We start from the raw sequence: 25,650 nt of genomic DNA, 5'->3' as shown, positions 1-25,650 counted from the left end.
CCGTGATTTTATGACCGCTTAATGACTCCCCTCTTCTATAAAGGCTTCTTGCGTAACTTTAGCAATATTTTTATCTTCTTTGGTTAGGCGTGTTCGTTGCCAGCGCCCATTGCAAAACCACAGGTAAGATAATAAAGCTACAGCAATATTGGTCACAGCAAACGAGTACCAAATACCGTGATCACCTAATAGTGTGTGCTTTGATAAAATATATGCAACAGGAAACTGAACCACACACTGAGAGAATAAGGCCAGTAACATCGCGTTTAACATATTGCCCGACGCTCTAAATGCTGCGACAACACAAAGCTGCACCCCAATCCCACCCCATGTTAAGCTCATTACCCTTATGAAATGTGCACCTTGGTTTATAAAATCTGGATCATCAGGAATAAAAAATGCCACCAGCGCTGAAGCAAAAAAGTAAGCAAGCCCACCAATGATTGATAATCCAATTAACCCCCATAAGACGGCAAGTTTGGTAATTTGCGCTGCACGTTTCACATTGCCAGCCCCCATGTTTTGCCCAACCAAGGTCGATACAGCCATCGACAATCCCATGGCTGGGATCATTATCATTTGTAGCACATTCGAACCCACGCCATACGCCGCGATGGTTTGAGTACCAAAGCTCGCTACCAAAAATGACATAATAATTAAACCAAATGCACGGGTAGATAACTCAACAGAGCCTGGCGCACCTAAAATAAAAGCCTGCTTTATATAGGCTAAATCAGGAATAAAGCTTGATAAGCTTAATTGAATACCATGGCGACCACGCATAAATATAATAACACCAGCCAATGCAGCAAGGCTTTGCGTAACGAGCGTTGCTAACGCTGCGCCCATTACGCCATATCCCTTAAAATCACCAAAACCAAAAATAAATAAAGGGTCAAGCACAAAGTTTAGTAAAACTGTACAACTAACAATGATTAAAGGCACCTTCGTTTGGCCAATTCCCCGCATTAACGCTTGGAACATGGCATAAATAAAAACAAAAACTACACCAATAAAGGATACATGCATAAACTTCAACGCATCGTTGTAAACAACTTCGTCAACTCCTAACAACGTTAAAAAATATGGCGATAAAGTGTACCCAATCAGACCCAATACACTGGCGGTGATTGTCACCATTAGCATAGTTTGAGCAGCAACATGATTTACTTTTTCTTGTTGCCCCGCTCCCATATATTGAGCAGATAAAATAGCACCAGCCATTGCCAGTCCAGAACCTATCGCAATAACTAAAAATGTAACTGGCATACTCACTGATACAGCAGCCACTTGAGCGGCGCCTAATCGGCCAACCCAAAACGCATCTGTCAATTGATAAGCTGACTGCAAGATATTAATAAGAATAATCGGTATCGCGAGCTTTGTAAGCGCTTTGGCGATAGACCCATTGAGAAAAAGTGAAGTGGTTTGATTCATAGCATGCCTTATTTAGGCGCTTATTATAACGCAAAACCATGACCTAAAGATGAACAGTTCGAAATCCATCGACGTCAATATATTTCTATAACAAGTGGACAAAAACTTAATCTAAATCAAACAAACTTATGGCGTCGCAATTGTGCTTAATAAACCTTGATCTAGAACAGTTTTTTATTTTTAAGTTGATTGATAATGGTCGCAATTCAAAAATAGTCGTTCTCGGAGAACAGCATGAAAAAACAACTTAGCGCAGCGTTATTTACATCACTATTAATCGCGTCTCCTTTTGCAAGTGCAAACCTGAGTGTTAATGTCGGTGCTATTAATGTAAACCCTGACAATACCAACTCAGCGATTAATGAAAATACAGCATTAGGCTTAAAAGCAGACTCAGATACCCAGTTAGGTATTACTGTTGATTACGCATTAAATGATAACTGGGTGCTAGAGTTAGTGGCTGCAACCCCTTTCTCTCATGACGTAAATGGCGCAGGCGGTTTAGCAGGCAATAAAATTGCAACAATCAAGCATCTACCACCTTCATTGTTTGCTCAATATCATTTTTTAGACAGTCAATCAGCATTTCGTCCATTTGTAGGCGTTGGTGTTAACTACACAGTGTTTTTTGATGAAGAGCCATCAGCAGCACTCAAATCAGTACTTGCCACAGATGATGTTGAAGTAAAACTTGATAACTCATTTGGTTTAGCAGCACAAGCTGGCTTTAATTACATGTTTGATAAGAACTGGGGCCTACACGCGATGGTGTCTGTAATGGATATTGAAACTGATGCTACAGTGTATGCAAATGGCGCAAAGGCACTTACCTCAACAGTTAAGATTGACCCTGTGGTAGCTATGCTAGGTGTAAAGTACAGCTTCTAAGATTACGCACTAACAAAAAAAGGCCGCAAGGCCTTTTTTTATGCAATTAAGAAGGCAAGTTTGTTACCTTCTTTTGCTCTAGCATTTCTTTCCAATGCATTACCTCAGCAGGTAAAATTGGAGCAACATCATTAAACCCAGCCACTTCGAGCATTTCCTCAACACTCACAACTCCTTTTTTACGCTTAAACACACCACGGACATAAGCAATTGCATGTAACCCACTTTTAGAATGAAACTTCTGTTCAATATAAAAGTATTTGTGGTCCCAACCAACTAAGCGCGTGCTAATGGTATAACGCTGCATCGGCTTAATATCACGTATATATGTAATGGCAGTTGCATTAACTATTGGAAACCAGCGCTTTTTCAATATAGGCCCTAATAAACCGACTCGCTCTGTCATCCACGTACGCGCTAAGTCCATCATAGCTAAGTAGCGAGAATTAGTGAGGTGTAAGTTTATATCACAGTCGGTAGGGAGCGCTTTATACTTGATATCAACAGTATCCAATAACGATTGGTAGTGTCGGTTACGTTTAATCTTAAAAAACAGCAATAAAAGGCGAAAATAAAGGTTCACGATAAAGGTCTTACCAGTCAAGAATAGCTCGAGTGTAACACAGTAAGTTGCATTGGAGAATAATCTACTCTAATCTCAACTATATGATGAGAAAGAGTATACATAAAAATGACTAAATTAACTTTCACGACCGCGATAGCTTGTGTAATGTTTAGCAGTTCTGTTTGGGCTGACTTTGATTACCTTGGTGAAGGTCAAGTTCGCTACCCAACGGGTGTAGAAAAGCCATTTTCATTTGGCTTTGGTTGGAATGAAGCCGAGGGTAAATTTAAGATTGGTAGTAAAAGCTATGCGATGCAGTTACCTGAGTCGTACTCTATCGCTATAACCCTATCTAAAGACGAAGAGCAAATTTGGGTTCAAGAATTTAACAATGGCTTCATCGAAACATTTAATTGGCAAATTGGTGAGCATTCACTACAACTTAAAAAGAGTAAATTCAAGGATCCTGTAAAAGGTGATTATGTAATTAGCCTTGATAATAAAGATTACTTTTTTGCACGTAATAATATCAGTATAACTGTTAAGTTTAACAATGATGGCATTGATAGAATTGCTATTGATGGTGTAACAAAAGACATGGGCACTAAACAATAGCGCCCATTAAAGGGTTAAACTTTTACTGTTTTACGGTTAATTCCATAGTCGCGCAGTTTGTTTGCAACAGCGGTATGGCTCAAACCTAAGCGTTTTGCGAGTTGACGTGAGCTTGGGTAAGCCGGATAAAGTTTACGAAGCAACGTCGCCTCAAATCGTTTAACAGCTTGATCAAGCGACCCCTCGAAATCCGATTCCAAATACCCTAAATCGTGAGTAAACGTAGGTAATTGCAAATGCTCAACTCTGAGTTCATTATCATCTAAAAGTGATACAGCTCTGTAAATCGCATTTTCGAGTTGGCGTACATTACCTGGCCACGGGTAATCTTGTAAAAACGTTAAACACTCTGCCGATAATTCAGGTATTGCATGGCCATTTTGCTGTGCATACTTTTGTATAAAGTGTTCAGCAAGCGGGCCAACATCGGCCTTTCTATCACGCAGCGGAGCTATCTCAAGGGTTAATACGTTTATCCGATAATATAAGTCTTCTCTAAACGCACCTTCTTGAACCATCGCGGGCAAATCTTTTTGCGTTGCAGCAATGATGCGAACATTTACTTTTACTTCGTTCTCATCGCCTACTTTTCTAAACGTACCGTCTTGTAAAAATCGGAGCAATTTAGTTTGCAACTGAGTCGACATTTCTCCAACTTCATCTAAAAACACCGTACCGCCGTCAGCCTGCTCTAATACACCACGCTTAGGTGCAGCATTTTCTTCATAGCCTGCATAACCAAAGAGCTCCGACTCTGCAACATCATCAGGCAAAGACGCACACGACAACGCAATAAACGGTTTAACTGAACGGTTGGAAGCATAATGACACGCACGAGCTAACAACTCTTTACCAGTGCCCGTTTCACCTGTGATCAATATGGGGGCTTCAAGTTGCGCCATTTTACGGGCTTCTCGCACAACTCTGCGCATTGCAGTGCTAAAGTTATGAATAGTTGCAAAGCTCTCTTGACCATAACGTCTAAACGCACTGACTTGCTGGCCTAGACGACTTTGAGATTTTATGTTTATTACTGCACCGGCAAGCACATCGCCTTCAGCACCTTGCGGCACTGAAATTGGTAAGATATCGGCAATAAAGTCTTCACCAGCAACTTCAACGCGCGTTGTTTGGCCAAGCACTTCTTTACTTTCTAGCCAACGGGTAAAATTAAACCCTTTAAGTAAGTTATTAATATTTGAGCCAATAACTTCTTTCTCTGTTAATTGTAAATCTTTACATGCAGCGTCATTGCAAAGTCTAACCCAGCCTTTGGCATCAATTGAAATGACTCCGTCAGGCAAGGCTCTTAAAAGCGTATTTAGTTCGTTATGTTCACGCTCAGAAGGTAAGAATGCAGTTGTTCGAACATCCATAACGCCGTCAATCAAACGAATTGAAGGCATGATTTTTTGAAATTGTTCAAATTCAATAGGCGGGAAACTTACATACATACGGCAGTTAACTGAATCAACCTCAATACCTTTTAAGTCAACTTGGTAGTTCACTAAAATATTAAGTATTTCTTGAGCAATACCAATCCGGTCTGCACAGTGTATATCTAAACGCATTTCACCCTCAAAAAAGAGAAAACCAATATTCCGCGAATAATACGCGAACAAAGCGAATGAGGATAGTATATCGTAAAGATTTTTGGACGATTACACTTTATATTTTAAATTAAGCCATTTCCTATAGGCTTCATGTAGTTTTAGTACTAACCTTAAAGGTACATTTTCACACTTTGTGATTTGTTGCCATTTTAAGAATAAGAAAAATAATTTACACTTAAAAAACATACAACAACAATATATTAATGTTAACGAGACTAATTTGCACAATATACGAACTATAACTCTGCCTTGTCTTATTATTATTTTTATCAGTGCATGTAAGGTAGAAGACCCTTACGAGACTGAGGAAACTCAGAGTCAACAAACTGAAATTCAACTGCGCGAGCAATACTTTCAAAATACAGACTCTGTTACCGTCACTATTTTGAATGAAAATAATGAAGCTGCGAGTAATGTTTCCGTAAAATTAAATGGTGTTGTGTATATAAGTGACAATGCAGGCAAAATATCGCTTAAAAACATGCCTTATGGAAATTACCGGTTAGATATAAATGCATCTAATTATTTGCCCCATATTGAAACACTGAGTATAAGTAACACTTCCAATTCAAAAACAATCACACTCCTTAGCAAAAAAACAAATGAAGTAGAGCTACTCTTTGCTGGTGACACAATGTTTGGTCGTCGCTACCTCGACCCCTCACTTTCAACAATGTCAGCTGATATTCCAAATATAGATGAAGCGTTAATTAGACCTTCTAGTGCAAGTGAAGATGCTAAAAAGCTATCACAGTACGTGGCCCCTTTATTTTTAGCTGCTGACTTTGCCTCTGTTAATTTAGAAAGTCCTGTTACTGGGACTCCACAAACAGTACATCCAACTAAAGAGTTTGCTTTTTTCTCGTTACCTGAAACATTGCAAGGATTAACAGACATAGGGATCGACTACGTAGCTCTTGGTAATAATCACGTTTACGACTTTTTAGAAGACGGACTTGATGACACAATTATTGAAGTCAATAACGCTGGGTTTGCTCACAGTGGTGCTGGTAAGAATAATCAAGAGTCTTATGCGCCAAAGTTACTGGATGTTGGCACGATTAAATTAGGTTTATTTTCAGCTACATCAATTCCTGGGAACGAGCACGAAATAAACTATGTGTCCAGCGAAACGAAAGGAGGGGCTGCTGATTTAACCAATACACCATTAGTGATTAATGCGGTTGAAGATACGATAACCAACAGCGATTACTCAATTGTACAAATGCATGGCGGCGATGAGTATTCTTACTCTCCTACCCCTTATATTGAAAGTCGATTTGAAACGATTGCTAAATACGGCGTTAATCTTTTGATCGCTCACCACCCGCACGTTGCTCAAGGCTTTGCAATGTATGATGGTGTACCTGCTATTTTAGGCCTTGGTAACTTTATGTTTGATCAAGACCGATTGGAAACCTTATTGGGTGTTGCCGTGATGGTTAAGGTTGACACAGACAGTAGTTCCCCGACAAAACGTGGGATAGTTTATCCTGTTTATGTAGAAGGGTATCAACCTAAATTCACACATGGATTTTTAAGTAACTATTTAATCCGCCGACTCGCAGGCCTTTCGGACGATAACATCACTTTAATCCCTAGAGATGGTTATGCTGATTTATACTTTAGTAAAAACCAGATGCAAGTAACTCAACACACTGAAACAGTTTCACTAAGCGCAGAGCAGAGTATGATTGATTTACGCGATTATGCCCCCTCAACAGCCGCTTTTTTATCTAAAATAGAAATAATAGAAGGCGATGCCCCCACATCCCTTAAGTTCGGCCGTGACATGATGATATTTGGCGACTTTGAAGATTGGGATAATGATGATGAACAACTTGAGGTTGCAAGATGGGATCACAGTGGCGATAGCGTCACGCCCTGTATAAGTAATGTTCGAAGTGGTCTTCAAGCCTTGTGTTCATCACGAACACAGTTTGATAATACGCCTTCAATAATTCCGTTCAGACAAACAATACGTACAATGGAATTTTATGATAACAATGGTCAAACACAAGCATTTAAAGACTTCAGCTTAATTGGCTATATGAAAGGCGAAAACGCAGGTAGATTAGAGCTAAAGTTAGTCACGACTACTGCAGAAGATGCGCTAGAGTTCTCTACAGAGTATAGCGATATCGCACAAGCAGGAACATACTCATGGCAAGCATTTAATTACAATTTTACGTTACCAGCAGACACAACTACATTGGGTCCAGAAAATCTGCCAGCACGCGGGGTGAAAGTAACCTTTAGACATTTTCCTCCCAGCAACGATGAAGCCAGCTTAGCATTAGACGATATTGCGATGGTGTCGTGGCAAGATAAGCTCGTAATTGATGAGGGCGTTTGGCAAACAAAAAAAATGCATGGGTTTGATTTTTTATACGCCGATTCCAGCACACCTGTCACATACAAGCTTACATTTAGCACTTTTAACTAACGTACTTTCATTGGAGCTTCTGTGGCTTTAAAGCACCAACTATCACTATTGCAACGCCAGAAAAATTTCTGGCTAATAATGATGTTATTTAGCACCATTATAATTGCCAATTCACTCTCACTTTTTCATTCTGTGAATGCGTTGTTATATAGCCAACTTGCACATTTAACACAGAGTCAGCAAAGTGAAGTCGTGCTTATTGAAAGCGAGCACCTGAGCCGTGAACACACTGAAATAGTTAAACAATTAAAAACCTATGAACCAAGCCATATCATTGTTGTGTCAAATGAGCAGCTACAATTAAATAACGATGTGAGCAAATCTGATCAAAAGACTGTTTATTATCCGCACCCAGATAATGACTACTGCCTGCCCACTTTAAATGATTGGGCTGGGTATAACATTGAAATTACATCATCGGATAAGACTCGCTGTCATTCTATTTGGCCCCTTCTATTTAAAACCCAAAATACGACTGCATTAGTCAATTTTGAACTAGCCCCGGCTGCATTACCTAAGTTTTCAGCTGAACGCCTTATGGCAATGGACATTATGGCCAGTCAACTACAAAATAAAATCATAATTTTAGGGCAAAAAAATGCAGGGTTAGGGGTTTCACTTAATGCACCTAAGCTTTCGCAGAGCACAAATTACCTTTTACTTGTGGCCTATATTGCAGACACACTGCAAAAAGAAAGCGCAGTGCTAATTGTTCAACCGTGGCAAAGTACATTGTTATTTTTATGTATTTCTATCACGCTGTTATTTGCTTTTCAAAAGCTATCAATTGTTTACAGCCTAGTTTTAGCCTCTGTGTTGAGTGTTGCGTGGTTTGGACTTAGTTATTTTGTTTTATTTTTTCAGTACGTTTTTCTGCCTGTAGGTCAAATGATTGTTTTGACATTTTATACCTTGCTTTGGGTTGTCGTTATAAGAAAACTAAATGAAGAATATGAGCTTGTTAATTTAATTGGAAACATACAGCAAAAAATGATTGGCCGATATTTACCTCAATCGTTTATCTCACAAAGTTCACCGTGGGACTCAATCACGCGCTTAATCAGTCAACAATTAGCATTAAACAAATCAATTTTTTTAGCCCGTAAAGAGGGTGAACATCGCCTGTCAGAGATCAGAGCTATCAACTGCCACCTTACTGATATACAAGAGATGCGACGTGACTACAAACGCCCTCCATACTCTGACGCTTTAAAAGCATTGACCGTCATCGCCATAGAAAGACCATTCTTTGAAGAATTAGGTGAAGGTGAAGTTCAATACATAGTGCCATTAACTTATGCAGGTGACGTTCGCGGTTTTTGGGCAATGACCGTAACCCCTAGTGAGGATTTTAATCAACAAGCCTTTGAAAAAAATGTTAATGCATTTGCAGGTCAAGTAGGTGAATTACTGTTCCATTATCGGATATATGAATCACAAACGAGTATCAATAATAGCACCCTATCGCGATTACTTACTCTAACTCTTCAAGAGCCTTTAAGCCAAAAAGTAAAAACGTCGATTACTGAAATGGAGCAAAAGTTAACAACCCTAGAGCATGTTTTTAATCATATTCGATCTGCCACTATACTCTTTAATTTATTTGGCCAAGTCGTACAAATAAATAAAGCACTAGAAGAGCTAGCTTCACGTCATCAATTTTCAATATTTGAAATGACAGCATTAGATTTGCTTTGTCAAGTAACTAATTTAGATATTGAAACTGCAAAAGGAAAGTTACGTTACATCACACTTCAAAAGGGCGAAATTTACCTAGAGGCTCAACTCGATAATCAAGTTTACATTCTTAATGTTAGAGCTGTGGACTCTGCCAGCGTGCAGAGCGCATCAGGGGAGCCATTTCAAGTCTCAGGGATATTGTTTGAATTTGTCGACATTGCCTCTTTAATATCTCAAATGCCTAACAGCAAACAGTTAATTGATGCCCTAAATAGGCAGCAACCATTAACAACAAGTTTAATGGAGTAATTTAACCTGTGGGTGATTTAATTTTACACTTGTTTCCATCTGGAGGTGGACTTGGTCAGTCGGTGATTACCACTGTATGGATTGGTATCACCGTTGTATGTTTACTCAACTTACGCTTTGGCTTCCCTTTAACCGGGTTAGTTGTTCCGGGTTACCTTGTACCACTTCTTATTGTAAGCCCTACCTCTGCTGGCGTTATTATTATTGAGTCTGTCGTGGTGTATGGCTTGATGCGCTTTAGCGCTAAATACATTATGGAAAAATTTGGCTACGGGGAAATGTTCGGCCGAGATCGGTTTTTCGCTATTATCTTAATCAGTATTTTAGTCCGTGTAGTTATGGACACCCTTTTTTGGCCATTAATTGCCAATATCCTAAGTGGTTGGGATATTACTTTTGACTACTCTTCACAGCTTTATTCACTTGGCTTAGTTATTATCGCGTTAACCGCAAACGTAATGTGGAACGGCGGTTTTAAATACGGCATGAAAGTGACCATTATTCAGCTTGTTTTTACCTATTTACTGGTACGCTATGCACTCATGCCAATGACCAATTTTAGCATTGCTAACCTTGCTATAATGTATGAAGCGGTTGCTGCTTCAATTATTGCTGCGCCTAAAGCGTACATCATTCTAGTAATAACGGCCTTTTTTGCATCCAGAGCGAATATAAAATATGGCTGGGAATTTAATGGCATCATGTTGCCTGCTTTACTTGCTTTACAATTGATGCAACCAACCAAGTTACTCACCTCTTTTGCCGAAACGGCCATTATATTAATTATTGGCGCATCATTACTTAACTATACAAGATTAAGGAATACCAATATTGAAGGCGCTCGACTATTATTGTTTTTCTTTAACATTGGTTTTATTTATAAGCTCTTTTTAAACTATTTTGTTGTCCATTATTACCCTGAGATAAAAGTAACTGACACCTTTGCCTTTGGTTATATGTTATCTACTTTATTAGCTTTAAAAATATACCAAAAAAGTGCGTTAGGTCTCGTCATAAGAGCGACGTTTCAAACGTCAATTGTTGGTGGTTCGTTAGCAATTGCCATTGGTTTTCTTATTATGTTTATCCCTTCTTTATTTATAGATACCGGCGTTAATAGCTTTAGCCCAACCCAACAAACGAGTACCTTGAGCCAACAAATTAGTGAGTATAAAAGCTATTTGTACACCGATAGCAAAGACACTGTAGAATTGAGCCTTTACCAAGTAAACCAAGACAAAAACAATTTTAAGTACGCAATTAATGAAATAAACAAAGCCCCCGATAATTTACAGAACATACAAAATAACTTACCACGTTTCGCTAAACTCGGTTTTCAACTTCAATTTGATGAACGGTTTATTTATATCCGTGATACGAGAAAAACCTCTCAACGAGGATTTTTTGTTATTGCGCGCAACCCTTCAGCAAACTTTATAGTCACAGTGCCTTATCCAACGTCGGAAAGCCTTGCGAGTGATTCCGCAGGTCATATTTTTGAGCATTTCTCAGCTCAAGCTATGGTATTTGGTACAAGCTTAACACCCAGTGCAAAACTCTCTCAAAATAATCAACAGAGTGATTATTATTATGCATTCATTGAGGCGATGGATCTTGAGCAAATATTTCAAGTGCGCGAGGTAAATAACCGCAGCAGCCGCTTACTAGCAAAAACCACGTTAGGTGCGTCGAGCCAATATTGGATATATAACCAGCTCCCCAGCGAATTGAGCCAACGATTAGTTCAGCAGCTGCTTGGTTACCAAGGGACATTCTTCGGCCTAGCAACAACAAGCTCCTTGCCCGATCAAAATTTTAAAGGTCAATTATTTGAAGCTTTCTTAAGTCGTGAAAACTACACTACGTTATTAGCTAATATTGCTCGCGATAATCAAGGAGAAGCAAAAAATGAAATCGCCTACGTCAATAAATCGCTAAACGAATTGGTGGATTTTTATTCAGATTATATTACCGCAAAAGGAAGTGGCCAGTATAAACCATTATCACCTAATCAAGCGGCTTTATGGGAGTTTGAAATTTTACGCCCACTGTACAATTTAAAAGCCAGCCTAAGTGAAAAAATGGTCGATAGTGATGTAGTAAATCTACTCAAGCAGGTTAATTCGACGGTTAGGTTAATGGGCTACCAGTTAAGCTTGGTTCGTAATGGCCAAGGCCGCTTCCTCCTAATTGCGCCTAGTTTAGAAGGCCCTGCACTTGGGTATGGCCAAGGAGTATATTTTTTAAATCTCAACAATAGTGAGCGATTAAATATCCAAGTCCCTCGGCCATTATTTGAAAGTAATACACTTAAGTTTGCGACTGAGTTATTTATTGCCAGTAAAGCTGAACAGCTTATGATTGCGGGCGCTCATCCATATGCGCATCCGCAAGCAAATGTATTAGCGCCAAACAATATTGACGCACTTTTTAATGTTGTTCATCAAAGCTACCTTAGGTATGCACAAAACCAGCATGTACTTAATTTACAAATTCGTAGTCATAGTGCCCCATCGTGGATTAGACCCACAGCACTGGCATTTCAGTATACTCAAGCAGGCAGTAGCTATAAGGCACTTATTGATGCCCTTGATAGTGGCCTAAACACTTTGTCGGTAAACTATCAAACAGTATTAGGTCAAACTGCAACAAGAGGGCTTGAATTAGGCACTTCACCACAATCTGGCTATCAAGTATTTACGTCACAAAGTGAACTTGCAACATTGTGGCTAGCATCTGACTTTAAAAAACAATTTTCAGTTAATCAGCAAAGTTTATTACAACGCTTGCTGGCAATATCTGCCCAACCCTATGTAAAAACAATAAATATCAGCACACTGTCACCAAATGACTGGGCCGATTTAAGCTTTAATCAAGAACAGCATTTTAATGACGTACTGCAACAGTATGGTAGTTCACGACGCTTAACAGTACTGGCACAACTATGTAAGCCCATTAATAACTGCACCTTACAAACTATAGAGTTTGAAGGCCAACAAGAATATGCCCTCGCTATACTCTTAAATTCAAAGTTGCTCGCTATTTTTAATCCAGTGACAAACCGATTAACCGATCAATCACGTTTTAACACCATGATGATGGAAGGCACTTATGCAATTTATTAAGCGCTTTTTTAAGCTTATAGTATTATTAACATTGTTAATTACCGCTGGCTTTTCATTGTTTAGCTTTTATCTTTGGTTAAAATCTGCCGAGCCTATAACCGCTCGCTCAGACGATGAAACTCGCTCTAATGTCCAGTGGCTATCCACTGAAAAGCCCTTAATTTTTGCATACTCACCATCACGTACCCGCTCTATTCGAGTGCTCTCAAATGCCATTTTTCAGCAACAGCTCAATCTCGATACACCTATTAATTATGCAATTGAGTACTCATTAAATGACGAGCAAAACAAACCTATTAAAACCCGTATTTACCATCATGCAACTAAATTAACGCCAGCCGATGACGAGCACCAAATAAAGCAAATTATTGAACAGCGTGAGGCTTTACACGTTTCATCTGGGCAATCGTTTTATATTAGCTCACAACAACTTGAGGGTGTTTTTTCAATTTCCTTAAAATTAATCCCAGAGAACCCTAACGTCAAAGGTGTTGTCGTCAGAGTGCATGCAAAGACCATCAATAATGCCCAAGATCAAGATAGCGCTTGGTTAAAACTACCAATAGAAAGACGTGAGCGAGCTACAAATTATTTAAGTCTTGGTGTTAATGCTTTATCAGAGTCAGAAATGAGTAGTGCAGTTGCGTTCAAGTGGTTAAAGCTTGCGCCACAAGGAATACCAAGCATCGATTTTAAATCAGATATTTTATACGAGACCTTACCTTACAATGTCGTAACGTATGATTTCAGCCAACAACAACTAAATCTAGACGATTACTATACCGATCAGCACCTTTGTGCAAGTATCAAAATAGAACAACCAGATAGTTTAATTTTCACGCAAAACAACACGGCAAAAATCGACCTGGTTTGGTACGATTTGCATCAATTTGTTGCACCAAAAACAGTTAGCTTTGGACAATATGAGCAAACAACTCTGTTCATTACCGAACCTCTACTGCCAGGCTTAGTGACTATTTGCAGTACTCAAAGCACATTGACTAACTGGTCATTTAAATCAATGCAGCCGCTACTCACATCGCAAGATGGTTTTTATAAAATCAGCGAGACAATTAACGCTCGCTACACCCTTGAAGCAAATAGTGACATTAATATTGAGCTACGGGCCCCCCGAAACAGCCAAGCGATAGTCGTGGTATATGATATAAATAAAAAGGAAATAGAAAGGTTTAACGTATTTTATGACGGCGAAACTTCACAATTTGACCGAATTATTCTTGATACAACACAGCGCCAAATAACTAAAAAAGCCAAAGCATTATATTTACGTGTTGGGGAAAAAGCGGCCAGCCTAGAAGTTATTTCAAATCAACCTGCTCTGATAAGAGTCAAGTCTCGTAATAGTGATTTTAATTACCAACGAACTGTGTGTCACACCGTTTGTGAAGAAACACCAGACTTTTACGATATTGCTGCTTGGTATGAGCAACAAGCAGATAATCATTATAGCTTCACTGATAACGACGCTTACATAAACATCCGCGTTTTTGAAGAACCACCAGAAGTCATTATCGAAGACACCTTTTACCAATCAAGAGAGCTTTTTTCAGTTCTACCAATATCCAACGTGGCCTTAGTAAATAACCCCAAAAAATACTTTGCACCGTTAACTGAACCTACCCCTTTTAACTACGAAAAAGTGCAATCACAACAGTTGATACAAACATCAGCACAAGCCCCGGATACTATTGCCGCCAATATTGTGTATCAAGAAAATAAAAATAGCGCTAAAGAGATTGATTTAAAAGACACTGATTTTAATAACTTAACCCACATTAAAACAACAGCTAAAGCTATTTATCAAAACTGGCAAGGTCCAAGACCATGGATTAAACAACGTTTATATAAATTAGCAGCGAATAAAACGCTCACCTTGAACTACCCGTCACTTCGACCAAAAAGTGTTGTAGTGAAAGCCTATAGCTCAAAAATAAATCAGCCCGTCATACTAAATATTGCACAAAGTGCTCGTTATCAACGAGGTTTAACAGATGAATATAGCTTAAAAAGCAAACGGTTACGTTTATTACCAAGCGATCTGAGTGATGCATTCCTGATACACCCTAAAGACAGCACACTATATGCTTACCCTGCTATCACAAATCAAATCACCAGTGATATAAGGGCTATTAATGATCTTACGTTGAGCAGTGATAAAACGATTTGGATTGCCATACTTGAAGAGTATGAAAATGAAGAACAAAGAATAAGGTGGTGGAACGATGAAACTCTTTAAACCAACCCTACTTTTAAGCTTATTTTTGAGCTTTGCATTAAGCGCAACAGGACCTAGCGTTGCCGATAATTATGCCACTTTAAAACAACAACTTAGTCAGTGGCTGACAAATCAAAGAGTGATGCAGTTAAATTATCATCTAAACGCAGAAATAATCTTGGATGATAAACATGAATTAATTTCCGGCGCTCTCATACGATATAGCATGCACGAAGAACCCTGTATTATCTATGCACCACACCGTTATTTTGACAAATACACTTTTGACATTGCAGAAGCATTATCCGCACAATGCCAAGTACTCATAGCCAATACAAAACACCGAAATACCCTAAACAAGCTGGGAGTTAAAGCCGATTTAGGTAAGTCCCGATACAGTGTTGCAAATGCATTCATCGAATCGTACGCCAGTACTGTGCCAGCGACTCGTATTTATCAAATTCATGGTTTTGATGAAAAGAAACGTCGCACAGAGCAAGCTCAAGCTCTTGATGTCATTATCAGTCAGGGGGCACGGCCGCCTTCGGCAAAAGTGAAAAAAATAAGCCGTTGCTTCAATGACCGCTTAAAACTCAAAAGCGCCGTCTACCCATTAGAAGTAGCCGAGCTAGGTGGTACTAAAAATATTTTAAACAGTATTACATTGCCAAAAAATGAATTTTTCCATATTGAACTTAGTTATTCATTACGTAAAAAACTTATTCAACAGCCTAAATTAATGAGTGGACTGAAAAAATGTATTTCACTGTGATTGTCTTTATTTTTAGCCTTTTCTCTTTAGTGAGCACTTATGCATTTGCTAGTAACGACAACGTCTTAAACTCTCCGACTTGGGTAAATGTTGGGTCAGAACTCACACTAAAAGAAAAACAACATTCAAACTTTTTTGAAGCGAAGCAGAGCCAGCATTTGTGGTTACCTAAAGGACAATGGCTTGAACTTGAAAGTAGTCACTTTAATATATTTATTCTTAGCGCCGGTACCAGTCACCTTGCGCAACAAAGGTTGAACCAACAGCGTGATTTTACCTGTAAAAAATCACGCTGCCAGCTGCCTAGCCAACCATACAACCGAATTATTAAAATAACGAACCATTTAGATGTTGGTAAAACGTTTAATGTCATGGTGGGTAAAAATTTGCGGCACAGCGATAGCTTTCTCCACGCAATAAAACTCCCTAGGCATATTACACGTCTTACTTATGGTCAAAATATTGAGTATTATTATCACTTTAAAGCTGGTGAGCAGGTTAAGTTATACTTTCAACATGCTAAAAAACTAAAAATATCAGTGCGTAAAGATTTACTCAGTCATGATATTAACGGCAAAGTATATGCTTCTATTAATGAGAGGCCCGCTGCAATTATTAGTGTATTAGCCAGTAAAGCGAATGAATACCCGTCACAGCACATTGGATTAGCCAATGCTGATTATATCGCCATTGAAAAAGGTGAATATTTAACACTTCGAAGCGAAACGGCTGCTTATATAAAGGTCGAACAAAGTCATCACGCTCTATATGACGATCAAGCATTGGATAAATTAGAGGAAAAGTACTTCCAACCGTTTTGGATCAATAATTTAGATAAAACACTGAAAAAAATATATGTAAATCACGATTTATCGGCTGTTAATTCGAGTGTTTATCAAAAAAATAACGCGCTTGCCCAGCGTCGTTATCTAGACCTTTTAAAAACAATTTCAACCAGTCATTACTTAATACCCAACGCCCATAATAACATTATTTTTAATAGCCGATTCGAACACTTTGATAGCTTAAGTGGCATGCGTATTGTTGATGATACTGGCTACCCTGTACTAACAAAAGAGTATGCTCAAGTACATTCTCTGAAAGCACAACCTCATCATTTTGATCTTAAAACAAAACAACGCGTCAAGCCTACAATCACATTGCATGCCCGCAGTCACATTGACACCCATATTTTAGTTAGCAGTGGTAATCAACAATGGCATTTAAACCTATTAAAAAGCGACAAGTTTGCAACATTTGAATTAGCTATCCCCTTAGCCACCAGCGCAATAAAAATCCAAAACCTGCAACCACAACGTAAGCCCATAGAATATGTAATGCAAAGTTCACAATTGTTAGACTTACCAAACAATGAGCTACTTTATTTGCAACCTGGTAAGTTAATAGAAAAAAGCCCTATTATCAGCCAGCTTCTTAAAGATAAGCTGGCTTTAATGGGCGACGAATACATTAACACTTTAGTCCCCTACAACCCGCAAATTGTAAGTGTAAAAGAAACGCAACAGCAACGAGTGCACTGGCATAACCAGCTTGCAAAAGCACATGAGTTAAGTAAAAGTGACCCGTTAAAATCACTACAATTACTAAAATCATTAGTAAATGCAACAAACCCAAGCATTGCAATAAAAGCATGGCAACTGCGTATTGCATTATTATCACAACAAGGCAGAGGTGTACTGGCTAAAAGCTATCTTGAGGGATTATATAAAAGCACCGCAACTCCAACACTTAAAAAATATGCTGCACAAGCGCTACTAGAAAAATACACCAACTTAAAGCAAGACTATAAACTGCTAGGCTTGTGTGCTGATGCAGCCAATACAATAAATACTTGTCAACATACTATGGTAAAGCTTGCCATTAAACAGCAGCGCCACCTGCTAGCACTGTGGCTTAGCCACAATCTAATAACTGATCCAAAATTAAAAAATAGTTACGCGCGTTTAAATTGGCGTAAGTACGCTAAAGCAGATAGTAATCAAACAGCTTATTCTTTAGCACATATAGGCAGCAACACCTTAATTAGCCCAAATGGTTTATTTCAGACTTATGTTTTAAACACCCAACAAGGAGTTACTGTAAGTGCATCAGATAAACCGGTGACATTCGCCATAAGAGCCCGCAGTCAGAGCGTCCAAAATGGTCAATATAAAATGAGCTGGATGTTCGCCACCAAAGGTCAACAACAAAGCATATTGCCCATTTATTCAGATATAAGCTCAACGACAGCACGAGAAGATACTGGGCAATTGCTATCTATTGCCAGTGAAAGCTTAGTTACTTTACAGCCAGGCGAGTCTGTTCGACTACACAGTGATAACCCTGCATATATAAGTTTAAAGGTTTTATCGGCGTCTTTATTAGAAGACTTTGTTTTTCAAGACATGGCTACGGCTCATTATTGGCAGCAGTCATTTCTTGATTTGCTTTACGATCCCTCTAAAAATGAAAAAACACTATTAAACAACACTTTATTCAAACTATCTGGTAATACCCTTGGTATAAATGAGTATACACAAGCGCTCGCTAAATTAAGAACTGTCACCTTGCCTGAAAGCCTTGAACCACTACTATCTCGGGTGCAAAGTTATGGTCAATGGACACCCCTTGAGGAATACGCGGACTTTGCTGGCACCCAGTTGCTTACGGTTGATTCGCTCAGTGAAGCAAGTTTTAGCGATCAGTTATCACGCAGCAGTAGTAAGCATGACTTTAAGAGCGGGTTATTGCTACGCCCATTACACAGTCTAAATTTAGACTTATCGCAAACCCGTTCAGATCAAATACGTTTGAATTTTCACTTTTCTAATGCAGAGCTATCACAAGGAAATATAGCTAATATTGCAATCAATCTAGGTGATACTACAAAAACATGGTCTGTTGAGCCAGACAAGGTGACTGCATATGGGTTCAATAAATCGGAACTTGTAAACAATGTCATTTCATTGCATTGGCTCAATCCTTACTTATCGCAGATTATAACCTTGAATGCACAGGAGTATCGTCATGGGCATTGGTATGATCTTCCTCTACCAAAAAAGCTACTCTTTTACACGGTACTACCAAACCAACCATTAATTGCAAAACTACCTGCGGATAGATTGGTAAAGCTTGAGCAAATGCTTAAGGGCAATGAGAGTAATGGGTATAAGCAACGTATTGAGCGAACTTTTTTTCATCCAGCTGGAAAAGTCGAAGTCACTACAGATAAATTAAAATACGTCAGACTCTACACATGGCAATTGAGAGACTCACACCATAAAATTTCAAGTTATCAACCCCAACCCCAGCTTGAAGGTGACATATTGACCTATATATTACCTGAGCAAACACACACTTTGCACAACGAAATCGCCACCTTTAAGCCTGAAGAAATAAACTGGCAAGCGTTTGTTAAGTATAACCGCCGTGGTATATTTGAAACCAGTGAAGACATTCCAACTCGCCATAGTTTAGATCTCGGAGCGCGACTTCGCCTAGCCGACGATGAAAACTGGTATCGTTTAGACTTAACATATTCATTCAGCGAGCAAGACGCTGACATACTTTCTATCGACGGCTACCACGCTTGGCAAGACCATGATAGCCCGTGGTATATAGACAGTGCATTACAAACCTCTTGGCAACCTAGTAAAGGTAAACTTTCAAGTCAATACGGTATAAATGCCTATATTCAAATTGGTCAAATTTGGCGAATAGACCAAAGCCACCGGCACCAATGGCAAGTGAGCCCTTTTTATAGTTATAGCAGTGCCTCCCTTGATGACTTTTTATTTGATTCGAATTTAAACTCCGACATCTATAATTTTTACCGTGAGGATCACCCTTATGGATGGCGAGGAGAATACCAATATCGCTATCAACTTTGGGTTGATGGTTATGTTAACTTTATGGCGGGCAGCGCCAGTAACGCTGATTGGACGAGCTTAGATTTATTACGCTTTGGAAGCTCATGGAATCAATTTTACCGAGGCCACATCTTTCAAGCAGGCTTAACCAGTTATTATAAATTTGCCGATGATGATAGACCGAATAGCACGTGGCAATATATCACCAGCCTAGGTTGGCGCAAACAAGTGCATTTAGGTAACTTTTCTCAAGGCTGGATAAAATTACGTTGGGATCAGGATTGGTTTCGAAATGATCACAATGTGAGCTTAGAGTTCTCTACTGGCAATATATCAGACACTGGTTTAAGTGTTTTCTCCCATGATGAAATCATCTTTGAATCACTGCAACTCAATCACTTTTTAGAGCAAGATTAGTATGGCATCTGCAAATAAACAAATGACACAGCAAGAATTAAAGCAACGTTTAGAGCATGTGCTTTTTGCTGACATTGCCAATTTTTGGCTCGACTTGTACCGTCAAAAATATCGCCAGCTCGTTGATGATTTAGCAAAATGGGAGCTGTTACAAACGATCCCAGAACAAGAAGACGAGAACGATTGGCTACTGCGCCAGTCTATTGGATTTTTGCGTCATCAAGTAGAGCAAAAGCAACAGAATCTACAGCAGCTAGATGCCGGCTACCTATTATTTATTGAACGCATTAGTCATGCTGAAATAAGTGCTGAGAGAGAGTTTCATATTCTTGATTATGCAAAACAGCTCGGCGCAACAGATGAACAATTAAAACAAGACAAACAAGCATTTTCTCGTTGGTTTGATGAAGGCGCTGTCATTAACCGCTACCAAGACAGCATTGCCGATATTGAACAAACATTAAAATTTTTAATTGGTAAACTAGGCGATTTGAGTAACCGCTATCTACTAAATTATGCCAAAAATATTTCAAGTGCATGGCAATCTCTCGATTTAGAAAACTTTTTCCTAAATGTCTTGTCGCAAACAAAAAGCGAACATGTAAAAAATGCGCTATATCGCGCGCTAGCCAATCAAGTACAACTTATACATAACACAGTGGATGAACATGAGCTCAGCGCAAATTTAGTGGAAACATTAGTGTTAGCATTAGAGCAGCCTCATACACCACATTTAGCCCGATTAGATATTTTAGAAATCTTGATTCATCAACGCCCTACATACATTCGTGCATTTATGGCACAAATCATCAAAAATCAAGATCAATTTCAACTCAAAGATGATCAGCGTTTATTTCTATTAGCCGCTTTACCAAAAATTTTAGTCAGTCAATTGCATTTAACCAAGCACTGCGAAGATTTACTGCAACGTCTTGCTTGCCACACTTACCCAAGAGTAAGACAAAGTGTTGTTGAGCAGTCGTTGTATTTTGATCTTCCTTTTTTACAAAGGCTGATCACCGAGCGACTCAAGCACGAAACAGAAGATTCAGTACGTTTTACATTAGTAAAACAATTAAGCAATGCACGCATGAGCACAGACGGGATAGCCTTTAGCTTATGGAAGGAGCTATTAAAGTCCAAACACAGTATACAAATCAAACGTTTAACCTTAGAGCTCAGCGCTAGAATAATGCTCAACTTACAACTTGAAACAGATGATCCAGACGCAATCTTCAAGCAGTTTATAGCGTGTTTAAATGACCAACTTAATCAAGAACCTAAACGCGCCGTTCGTCGATACATCACGAGAACGCGCGAACAACTGGTTTCATTTGCACACCAAACTAAAGTGACATCTTTGGAGCATTCACTCCCACAATCTGATAAAACTCTGATAGACCAAAAGTCATTAGATGAAGAGCTATTAGGGCGCTTACTTAGCCGTAAAGCACAGCAAAATGAAGGCTACAATGTAACCAATAAAAAACATCATTGGCACATTCGTAATGGATATCACAGCGCGTTTCGCATTTGGCGCTTTATTCATGAATGGCGAAATCCAAGTACTGATAAACGTCAAAGCTTTAACCACAGCGTAGCGAGAAAGCCTTCTGCATTTATGCATGTTCCTAGCTGCACGGTTGCTGAGATAAGTACAACAAGCGTTCCAGGAGAGCCACTGTTTGACGACAAAGAGCACTCAACACGCCCTCACCTTCCCTTACCTGATTTTTTATTATCAGTGTTAAGTCAAGACGATATAAAGCAAGCAGCAAAAACATACACACCTGACGGTATTTTATGTGTCACTCCACCTGCAACACTTTTTCAACGCTTAAAGACATACATTTGGTTGTCACTTAACCTTGAGCAACTAGATAACTTGCGAAAAGGTAACGATATTGAACAAAAAAACTATTTATCAAAACTCGAAAAAAACGGCTTTAAACTTGAGTTTAAGGCTTATGGTGAACAACTTGGTTGTCACTTTGAGGTTGAAGAAGGAATTAGTAACCTTTATAAAAAATTAAGTGTTTCTCCGCTCTTTGTGAATGTGTGGCTTAGCTTTAAAGAGTATTTATACTCTATTTATCAAAACAGTATTGGCCAGTTAATATTTTTTGTACTAGGTTTTATGCTGTATTTTTGGGGCCGCCATGTCCATGTCAGTCAACGTATAAAAAGAGATAGAAAAGCAATTCCCGTTAGTATTGGAGGCTGGGGAACACGAGGTAAGTCAGGCACAGAAAGGCTCAAAGCAGCTCTTTTTAGTGGCCTAGCACTTAAAGTTATAACCAAAACAACTGGCTGTGAAGCCACGATGATATTTGCACGTTCAAACGGTGATCAATTTGAAGTACCTATATTTCGCCCTTTTGATAAAGCGAGTATTTGGGAACAAAGTGATATTTTACATTTTGCAAAAAATGTAAAAGCCGATGTTTTTTTATGGGAGTGCATGGGGCTAACTCCTCGATACGTGAGGATTTTACGCCAATGGATGCAAGATAACTTTTCTACTATTACCAATGCATACCCTGATCATGAAGACATTTTAGGGCCTACAGGTATTGATGTTGCTAAAGAAATGGCTAATTTTATCGCACCAAATAACTTAGTATTTACCAGCGAACAAACGATGATGCCCATTCTAGAAAAGGATGCCACGCTAAAGAAAAGCACCCTTGTGCAAGTTCATTGGGGGGATGGTTATCAAATCCCCCCTGATATAAGAGCACTTTACCCTTACCAGGAGCACCCAGACAATATCGCTTTAGTGTGCAAGATGGCGGCGCATATTGGCCTAGATAAAGACTTTGTATTTAAAGAAACATCACAACGTATCGTTCCAGATATTGGTGTTTTACAACACTTCACAGCAGCACCATTTAATGGCTTTAACATGTCATTTGTTAATAGCATGTCTGCCAACGAACGTTTAGCAACTCTTGAAAATTGGAAGCGTTTAAACCTATTTGAATTATCAAACGATCCAACAAAACAGACCATAGCACTTATAAATAATCGTAATGACCGCGTTGCCCGTTCTAAGGTGTTTGCTGAAATTCTCGCTAACGATTTACCATTCGATAAAATGGTCGTGATAGGGACAAATGTAGATGGGTTTTATAGTTACTATATTCAAGCATTTACAGCTCGTTTAGAGCGAATAATCAAGAACAATGATCGCCAAGAGTTAGAATTATTATGCTCGCAATTACATTGTATTAAGGATTTTGACTCACTTATTACGCTATTTAATAGTGCGCTAGAGTCTACTTTGCCAACGCATGAGCTTGAGGGAATAACCAACCAAGCACGCTTAGATTCTTGGTTTAAAAATCAAGATTTTGACTTACCTGAACAACGCAAAACAAGTTTAAAAGATGTATTTGAGCATTATATAAGTTATAAAAAAATTCAGCCTTTATTTGATAACATTGAAAAAAACCAACAACAATTAAAACAAACTTTACTTAGCCTTGCACACAGTAAGTGTGTGCTCATAGATGACTCTCAAATTTCTGCCGACGAATTGACTGTTGAATTATCGACTTATGCTAGGCCTAACTGTCATCAAGTTATTGTAGGAATGCAGAACATCAAAGGGACAGGCCTTGGTTACGTTTACAGCTGGCAGCAGTGGCAACGTATTTACGACAATATTACAACATTACTTGATGAAAGTTGCTCTGCCGATCACTTTAGGCAAGCGTTAGCACGTCTATCACTCATTAATCAGTTCTCAGAACTTGAGGCCACCTATTTAACGAATGCGATTATTCAAATCAGAAAAGCCCATCACGCACAAAATGAGTATAGCCAAGCTGAACTTCAACATGTTACTGAGCGCCTAAGTAAACGCGCACATATAAAGAGCGGCCAATCAGTTAAAAAGCAAAAAAGTACAATTAAGCGCTTCGCCACTCAAGTCGTAGAGTCTTTCTTAGAAGCCGGCGCTGCGGTAAAACGTAAAAAAATCGCTATCCGTGTTTATAAAGATATTGCAAACAATCGCATAACGTTGGAAAAAGCGATTGAAATCCTCGCTAAGCTAAACCGAAACCAGAAACCTGGTTGGCTTTCTTTTTCAAACGAAAAAAATAAATGACATGGATAAGACTTGAGTATAAAAGTTGCTAAAGTCTTTTTCATTAGACTTTTGATAATTATTTAGACTTATGCACTAATTCAAGCCAACGTTCAATTACTACCAGATAAGCGATTTAAATTGTTCACACCCATCAAAAAATTATAAGTCACTAAAAAATAATAAATAATATTTTGTAGAGAAAAATCCAACATAATAATACGAAAATTCCGAGTGTTCTACATTTGACCAAACCACCAAAAAATAGCAAAATAGTACCAATTAAAGTTAAACAAAATGTTAACAAAGTCATTACTAGTCATCTTGTAGGAGATACTTTATGAAAAACTCAACCTTTAAGCTTGCTGCTCTACCTCTACTTTTAGCATCTAGCTTTACAATGGCCAGCAGCAACTTAGTTGTAAATGGTTCATTTGAAGACACAGCACAAGTTTCAGGAACTTGGAGCTTATTCAACAAAGTACCTGGCTGGCAACGTTCTGATAATGCGAAGTTTGAAATTCAAACAACAGCACTCAATATCGTCCCTTCACAAGATGGTACTCAGTATATCGAACTAGATTCAACGGCCAACTACAGTGTGTTTCAAACACTTGAAACACAACCACAGCAAAACTATGAGATTAGCTTTTATTATTCAGCCCGTAGAGATGGTGATGAAACAACAAATAAAGCTAAAGTTTACTGGGATGGTGAACTTCTTGATACATTAAACGCAACAAGCCGAGGCTGGCAGAAGTTTACTTACACTGTTAAAGCTAACTCAAATAGCTCAGAACTTAAGTTTGTTGGTGCTGGAAAATCTGATTCTTATGGTGCATTTATTGATGATGTAAAAGTATCGACGGCTTGCGCCTCTGGTCTATATGGTATTAATAACTTTGGTTCTAACGAAGAAGGTTACGTTTACTTTTTCAACACAAATACAAATACTTACTCAACAGTAGCTGGCTTGAATAATACAGCATCAAATATCGCCTCACATAATGGTGTGCTTTATTTCATGGAGCAATTAGACCGTTCAACAAAAGTATCACAAATTCTTTCGCTTGATCTTGCTAACAACCAACAATCGTTAGTATCACCGACTAAATCATACCCAATCTATCGCTCTGCAATGAGCGCTGATGGCACGACACTTCGTGCAACCAGCAAAACATACATGTATGACTTTGATTTAGCGACGGGTGATAAAACAGTGTTAGGCAAATTAACTTACCCGGGTGACTCTTTCTCTCACGGTGATATTGCTTACTCTGCAGATAACAATGTGCTTTATGTGTTAACAGGTAAAGCACTTTATACTGTTGATCAAGGTTCGCTAGAGCTTTCTCTGATTGGTGAGCATAACGTAAATTGGGCATCAGGTATCGCTATAGCAGATGATGGGGCTATTTATGTATCTGGACGCGAAAGTGGCGAGAACGCTAAAATTTATCAATTAAATCAGAATACCGCTGAGGCTACTTTTGTAATGGAAGGACCTTCACACCTAAATGATTTGACATTTGTTGATGGTAATTATTGTAATTAATACCGACTAGACAAAGTATCGGGCAATGTA

Annotated in this window: 13 protein-coding genes; 10 read left to right on the top strand and 3 right to left on the bottom strand. The window is 38.8% G+C overall.

Features of this window, described 5'->3' with window-relative positions:
• Positions 1 to 18 precede the first annotated feature (18 nt).
• On the bottom strand, positions 19 to 1,437 hold the full coding sequence (locus tag CSC79_RS04705) for an MATE family efflux transporter (RefSeq protein WP_099294562.1): 1,419 nt from the start codon (positions 1,435 to 1,437) through the stop codon (positions 19 to 21).
• Positions 1,438 to 1,671: 234 nt separating this feature from the next.
• Here CSC79_RS04705 and CSC79_RS04700 point away from each other — a divergent pair, with 234 nt between their 5' ends.
• Positions 1,672 to 2,325: an OmpW family outer membrane protein gene (locus tag CSC79_RS04700; protein ID WP_099294560.1), complete on the top strand. Its 654-nt coding sequence runs from the start codon at positions 1,672 to 1,674 to the stop codon at positions 2,323 to 2,325.
• A gap of 46 nt (positions 2,326 to 2,371) precedes the next feature.
• On the opposite strand, the gene CSC79_RS04695 is transcribed toward CSC79_RS04700, so the two are convergent.
• Entirely contained in the window at positions 2,372 to 2,908 is a 537-nt protein-coding gene (locus CSC79_RS04695; protein ID WP_099294558.1) for a thioesterase family protein, read from the bottom strand.
• A 108-nt stretch (positions 2,909 to 3,016) separates the two neighbouring features.
• On the opposite strand from CSC79_RS04695, the gene CSC79_RS04690 reads away from it, so the two are divergent.
• Positions 3,017 to 3,505, top strand: a complete 489-nt coding sequence (locus tag CSC79_RS04690) for a hypothetical protein (protein ID WP_099294556.1) — start codon at positions 3,017 to 3,019, stop codon at positions 3,503 to 3,505.
• A gap of 14 nt (positions 3,506 to 3,519) precedes the next feature.
• On the opposite strand, the gene tyrR is transcribed toward CSC79_RS04690, so the two are convergent.
• Positions 3,520 to 5,076, bottom strand: coding sequence for a transcriptional regulator TyrR (gene tyrR / locus CSC79_RS04685; protein ID WP_099294554.1), 1,557 nt, complete (start codon positions 5,074 to 5,076; stop codon positions 3,520 to 3,522).
• A 262-nt stretch (positions 5,077 to 5,338) separates the two neighbouring features.
• Here tyrR and CSC79_RS04680 point away from each other — a divergent pair, with 262 nt between their 5' ends.
• From CSC79_RS04680 to CSC79_RS04645, 8 genes are all read left to right on the top strand, one after another.
• Positions 5,339 to 7,564: a CapA family protein gene (locus tag CSC79_RS04680; RefSeq protein WP_237113959.1), complete on the top strand. Its 2,226-nt coding sequence runs from the start codon at positions 5,339 to 5,341 to the stop codon at positions 7,562 to 7,564.
• 21 nt (positions 7,565 to 7,585) lie between these two features.
• Positions 7,586 to 9,553 carry a hypothetical protein gene (locus tag CSC79_RS04675; RefSeq protein ID WP_237113958.1) on the top strand — a complete coding sequence of 656 codons (1,968 nt, stop codon included), beginning with the start codon at positions 7,586 to 7,588 and terminating at the stop codon, positions 9,551 to 9,553.
• A gap of 8 nt (positions 9,554 to 9,561) precedes the next feature.
• Positions 9,562 to 12,678, top strand: coding sequence for a poly-gamma-glutamate biosynthesis protein PgsC/CapC (locus tag CSC79_RS04670; RefSeq protein WP_099294552.1), 3,117 nt, complete (start codon positions 9,562 to 9,564; stop codon positions 12,676 to 12,678).
• Positions 12,665 to 14,935 (top strand): hypothetical protein, encoded by a 2,271-nt coding sequence (locus tag CSC79_RS04665; protein ID WP_099294550.1) that lies wholly within the window; start codon positions 12,665 to 12,667, stop codon positions 14,933 to 14,935. The genes CSC79_RS04670 and CSC79_RS04665 overlap by 14 nt, the downstream gene beginning before the upstream one ends.
• A complete protein-coding gene (locus CSC79_RS04660) occupies positions 14,922 to 15,686 on the top strand; it encodes a hypothetical protein (protein WP_099294548.1) in 765 nt (254 codons plus the stop codon). The genes CSC79_RS04665 and CSC79_RS04660 overlap by 14 nt, the downstream gene beginning before the upstream one ends.
• Positions 15,671 to 19,972 carry an autotransporter outer membrane beta-barrel domain-containing protein gene (locus tag CSC79_RS04655; RefSeq protein WP_099294546.1) on the top strand — a complete coding sequence of 1,434 codons (4,302 nt, stop codon included), beginning with the start codon at positions 15,671 to 15,673 and terminating at the stop codon, positions 19,970 to 19,972. The genes CSC79_RS04660 and CSC79_RS04655 overlap by 16 nt, the downstream gene beginning before the upstream one ends.
• A 1-nt stretch (position 19,973) precedes the next feature.
• A complete protein-coding gene (locus CSC79_RS04650) occupies positions 19,974 to 24,086 on the top strand; it encodes a poly-gamma-glutamate synthase PgsB (protein WP_237113957.1) in 4,113 nt (1,370 codons plus the stop codon).
• Positions 24,087 to 24,405: 319 nt separating this feature from the next.
• Positions 24,406 to 25,620: a DUF642 domain-containing protein gene (locus CSC79_RS04645; protein WP_099294544.1), complete on the top strand. Its 1,215-nt coding sequence runs from the start codon at positions 24,406 to 24,408 to the stop codon at positions 25,618 to 25,620.
• Positions 25,621 to 25,650 lie beyond the last annotated feature (30 nt).

It is taken from the genome of Pseudoalteromonas sp. 3D05, from assembly GCF_002723455.1.
GTDB lineage: Bacteria > Pseudomonadota > Gammaproteobacteria > Enterobacterales > Alteromonadaceae > Pseudoalteromonas.
Note: the sequence above shows the minus strand (reverse complement) of the source record. Positions and strands in the feature narration are given on the sequence as shown.

Coding starts and splice junctions, on each gene's coding strand:
- CSC79_RS04705 (WP_099294562.1), bottom strand. CDS start 1,437: ATGAATCAAACCACTTCACTTTTTCTCAATGGGTCTATCGCCAAAGCG.
- CSC79_RS04700 (WP_099294560.1), top strand. CDS start 1,672: ATGAAAAAACAACTTAGCGCAGCGTTATTTACATCACTATTAATCGCG.
- CSC79_RS04690 (WP_099294556.1), top strand. CDS start 3,017: ATGACTAAATTAACTTTCACGACCGCGATAGCTTGTGTAATGTTTAGC.
- tyrR (WP_099294554.1), bottom strand. CDS start 5,076: ATGCGTTTAGATATACACTGTGCAGACCGGATTGGTATTGCTCAAGAA.
- CSC79_RS04665 (WP_099294550.1), top strand. CDS start 12,665: ATGCAATTTATTAAGCGCTTTTTTAAGCTTATAGTATTATTAACATTG.
- CSC79_RS04660 (WP_099294548.1), top strand. CDS start 14,922: ATGAAACTCTTTAAACCAACCCTACTTTTAAGCTTATTTTTGAGCTTT.
- CSC79_RS04655 (WP_099294546.1), top strand. CDS start 15,671: ATGTATTTCACTGTGATTGTCTTTATTTTTAGCCTTTTCTCTTTAGTG.
- CSC79_RS04650 (WP_237113957.1), top strand. CDS start 19,974: ATGGCATCTGCAAATAAACAAATGACACAGCAAGAATTAAAGCAACGT.
- CSC79_RS04645 (WP_099294544.1), top strand. CDS start 24,406: ATGAAAAACTCAACCTTTAAGCTTGCTGCTCTACCTCTACTTTTAGCA.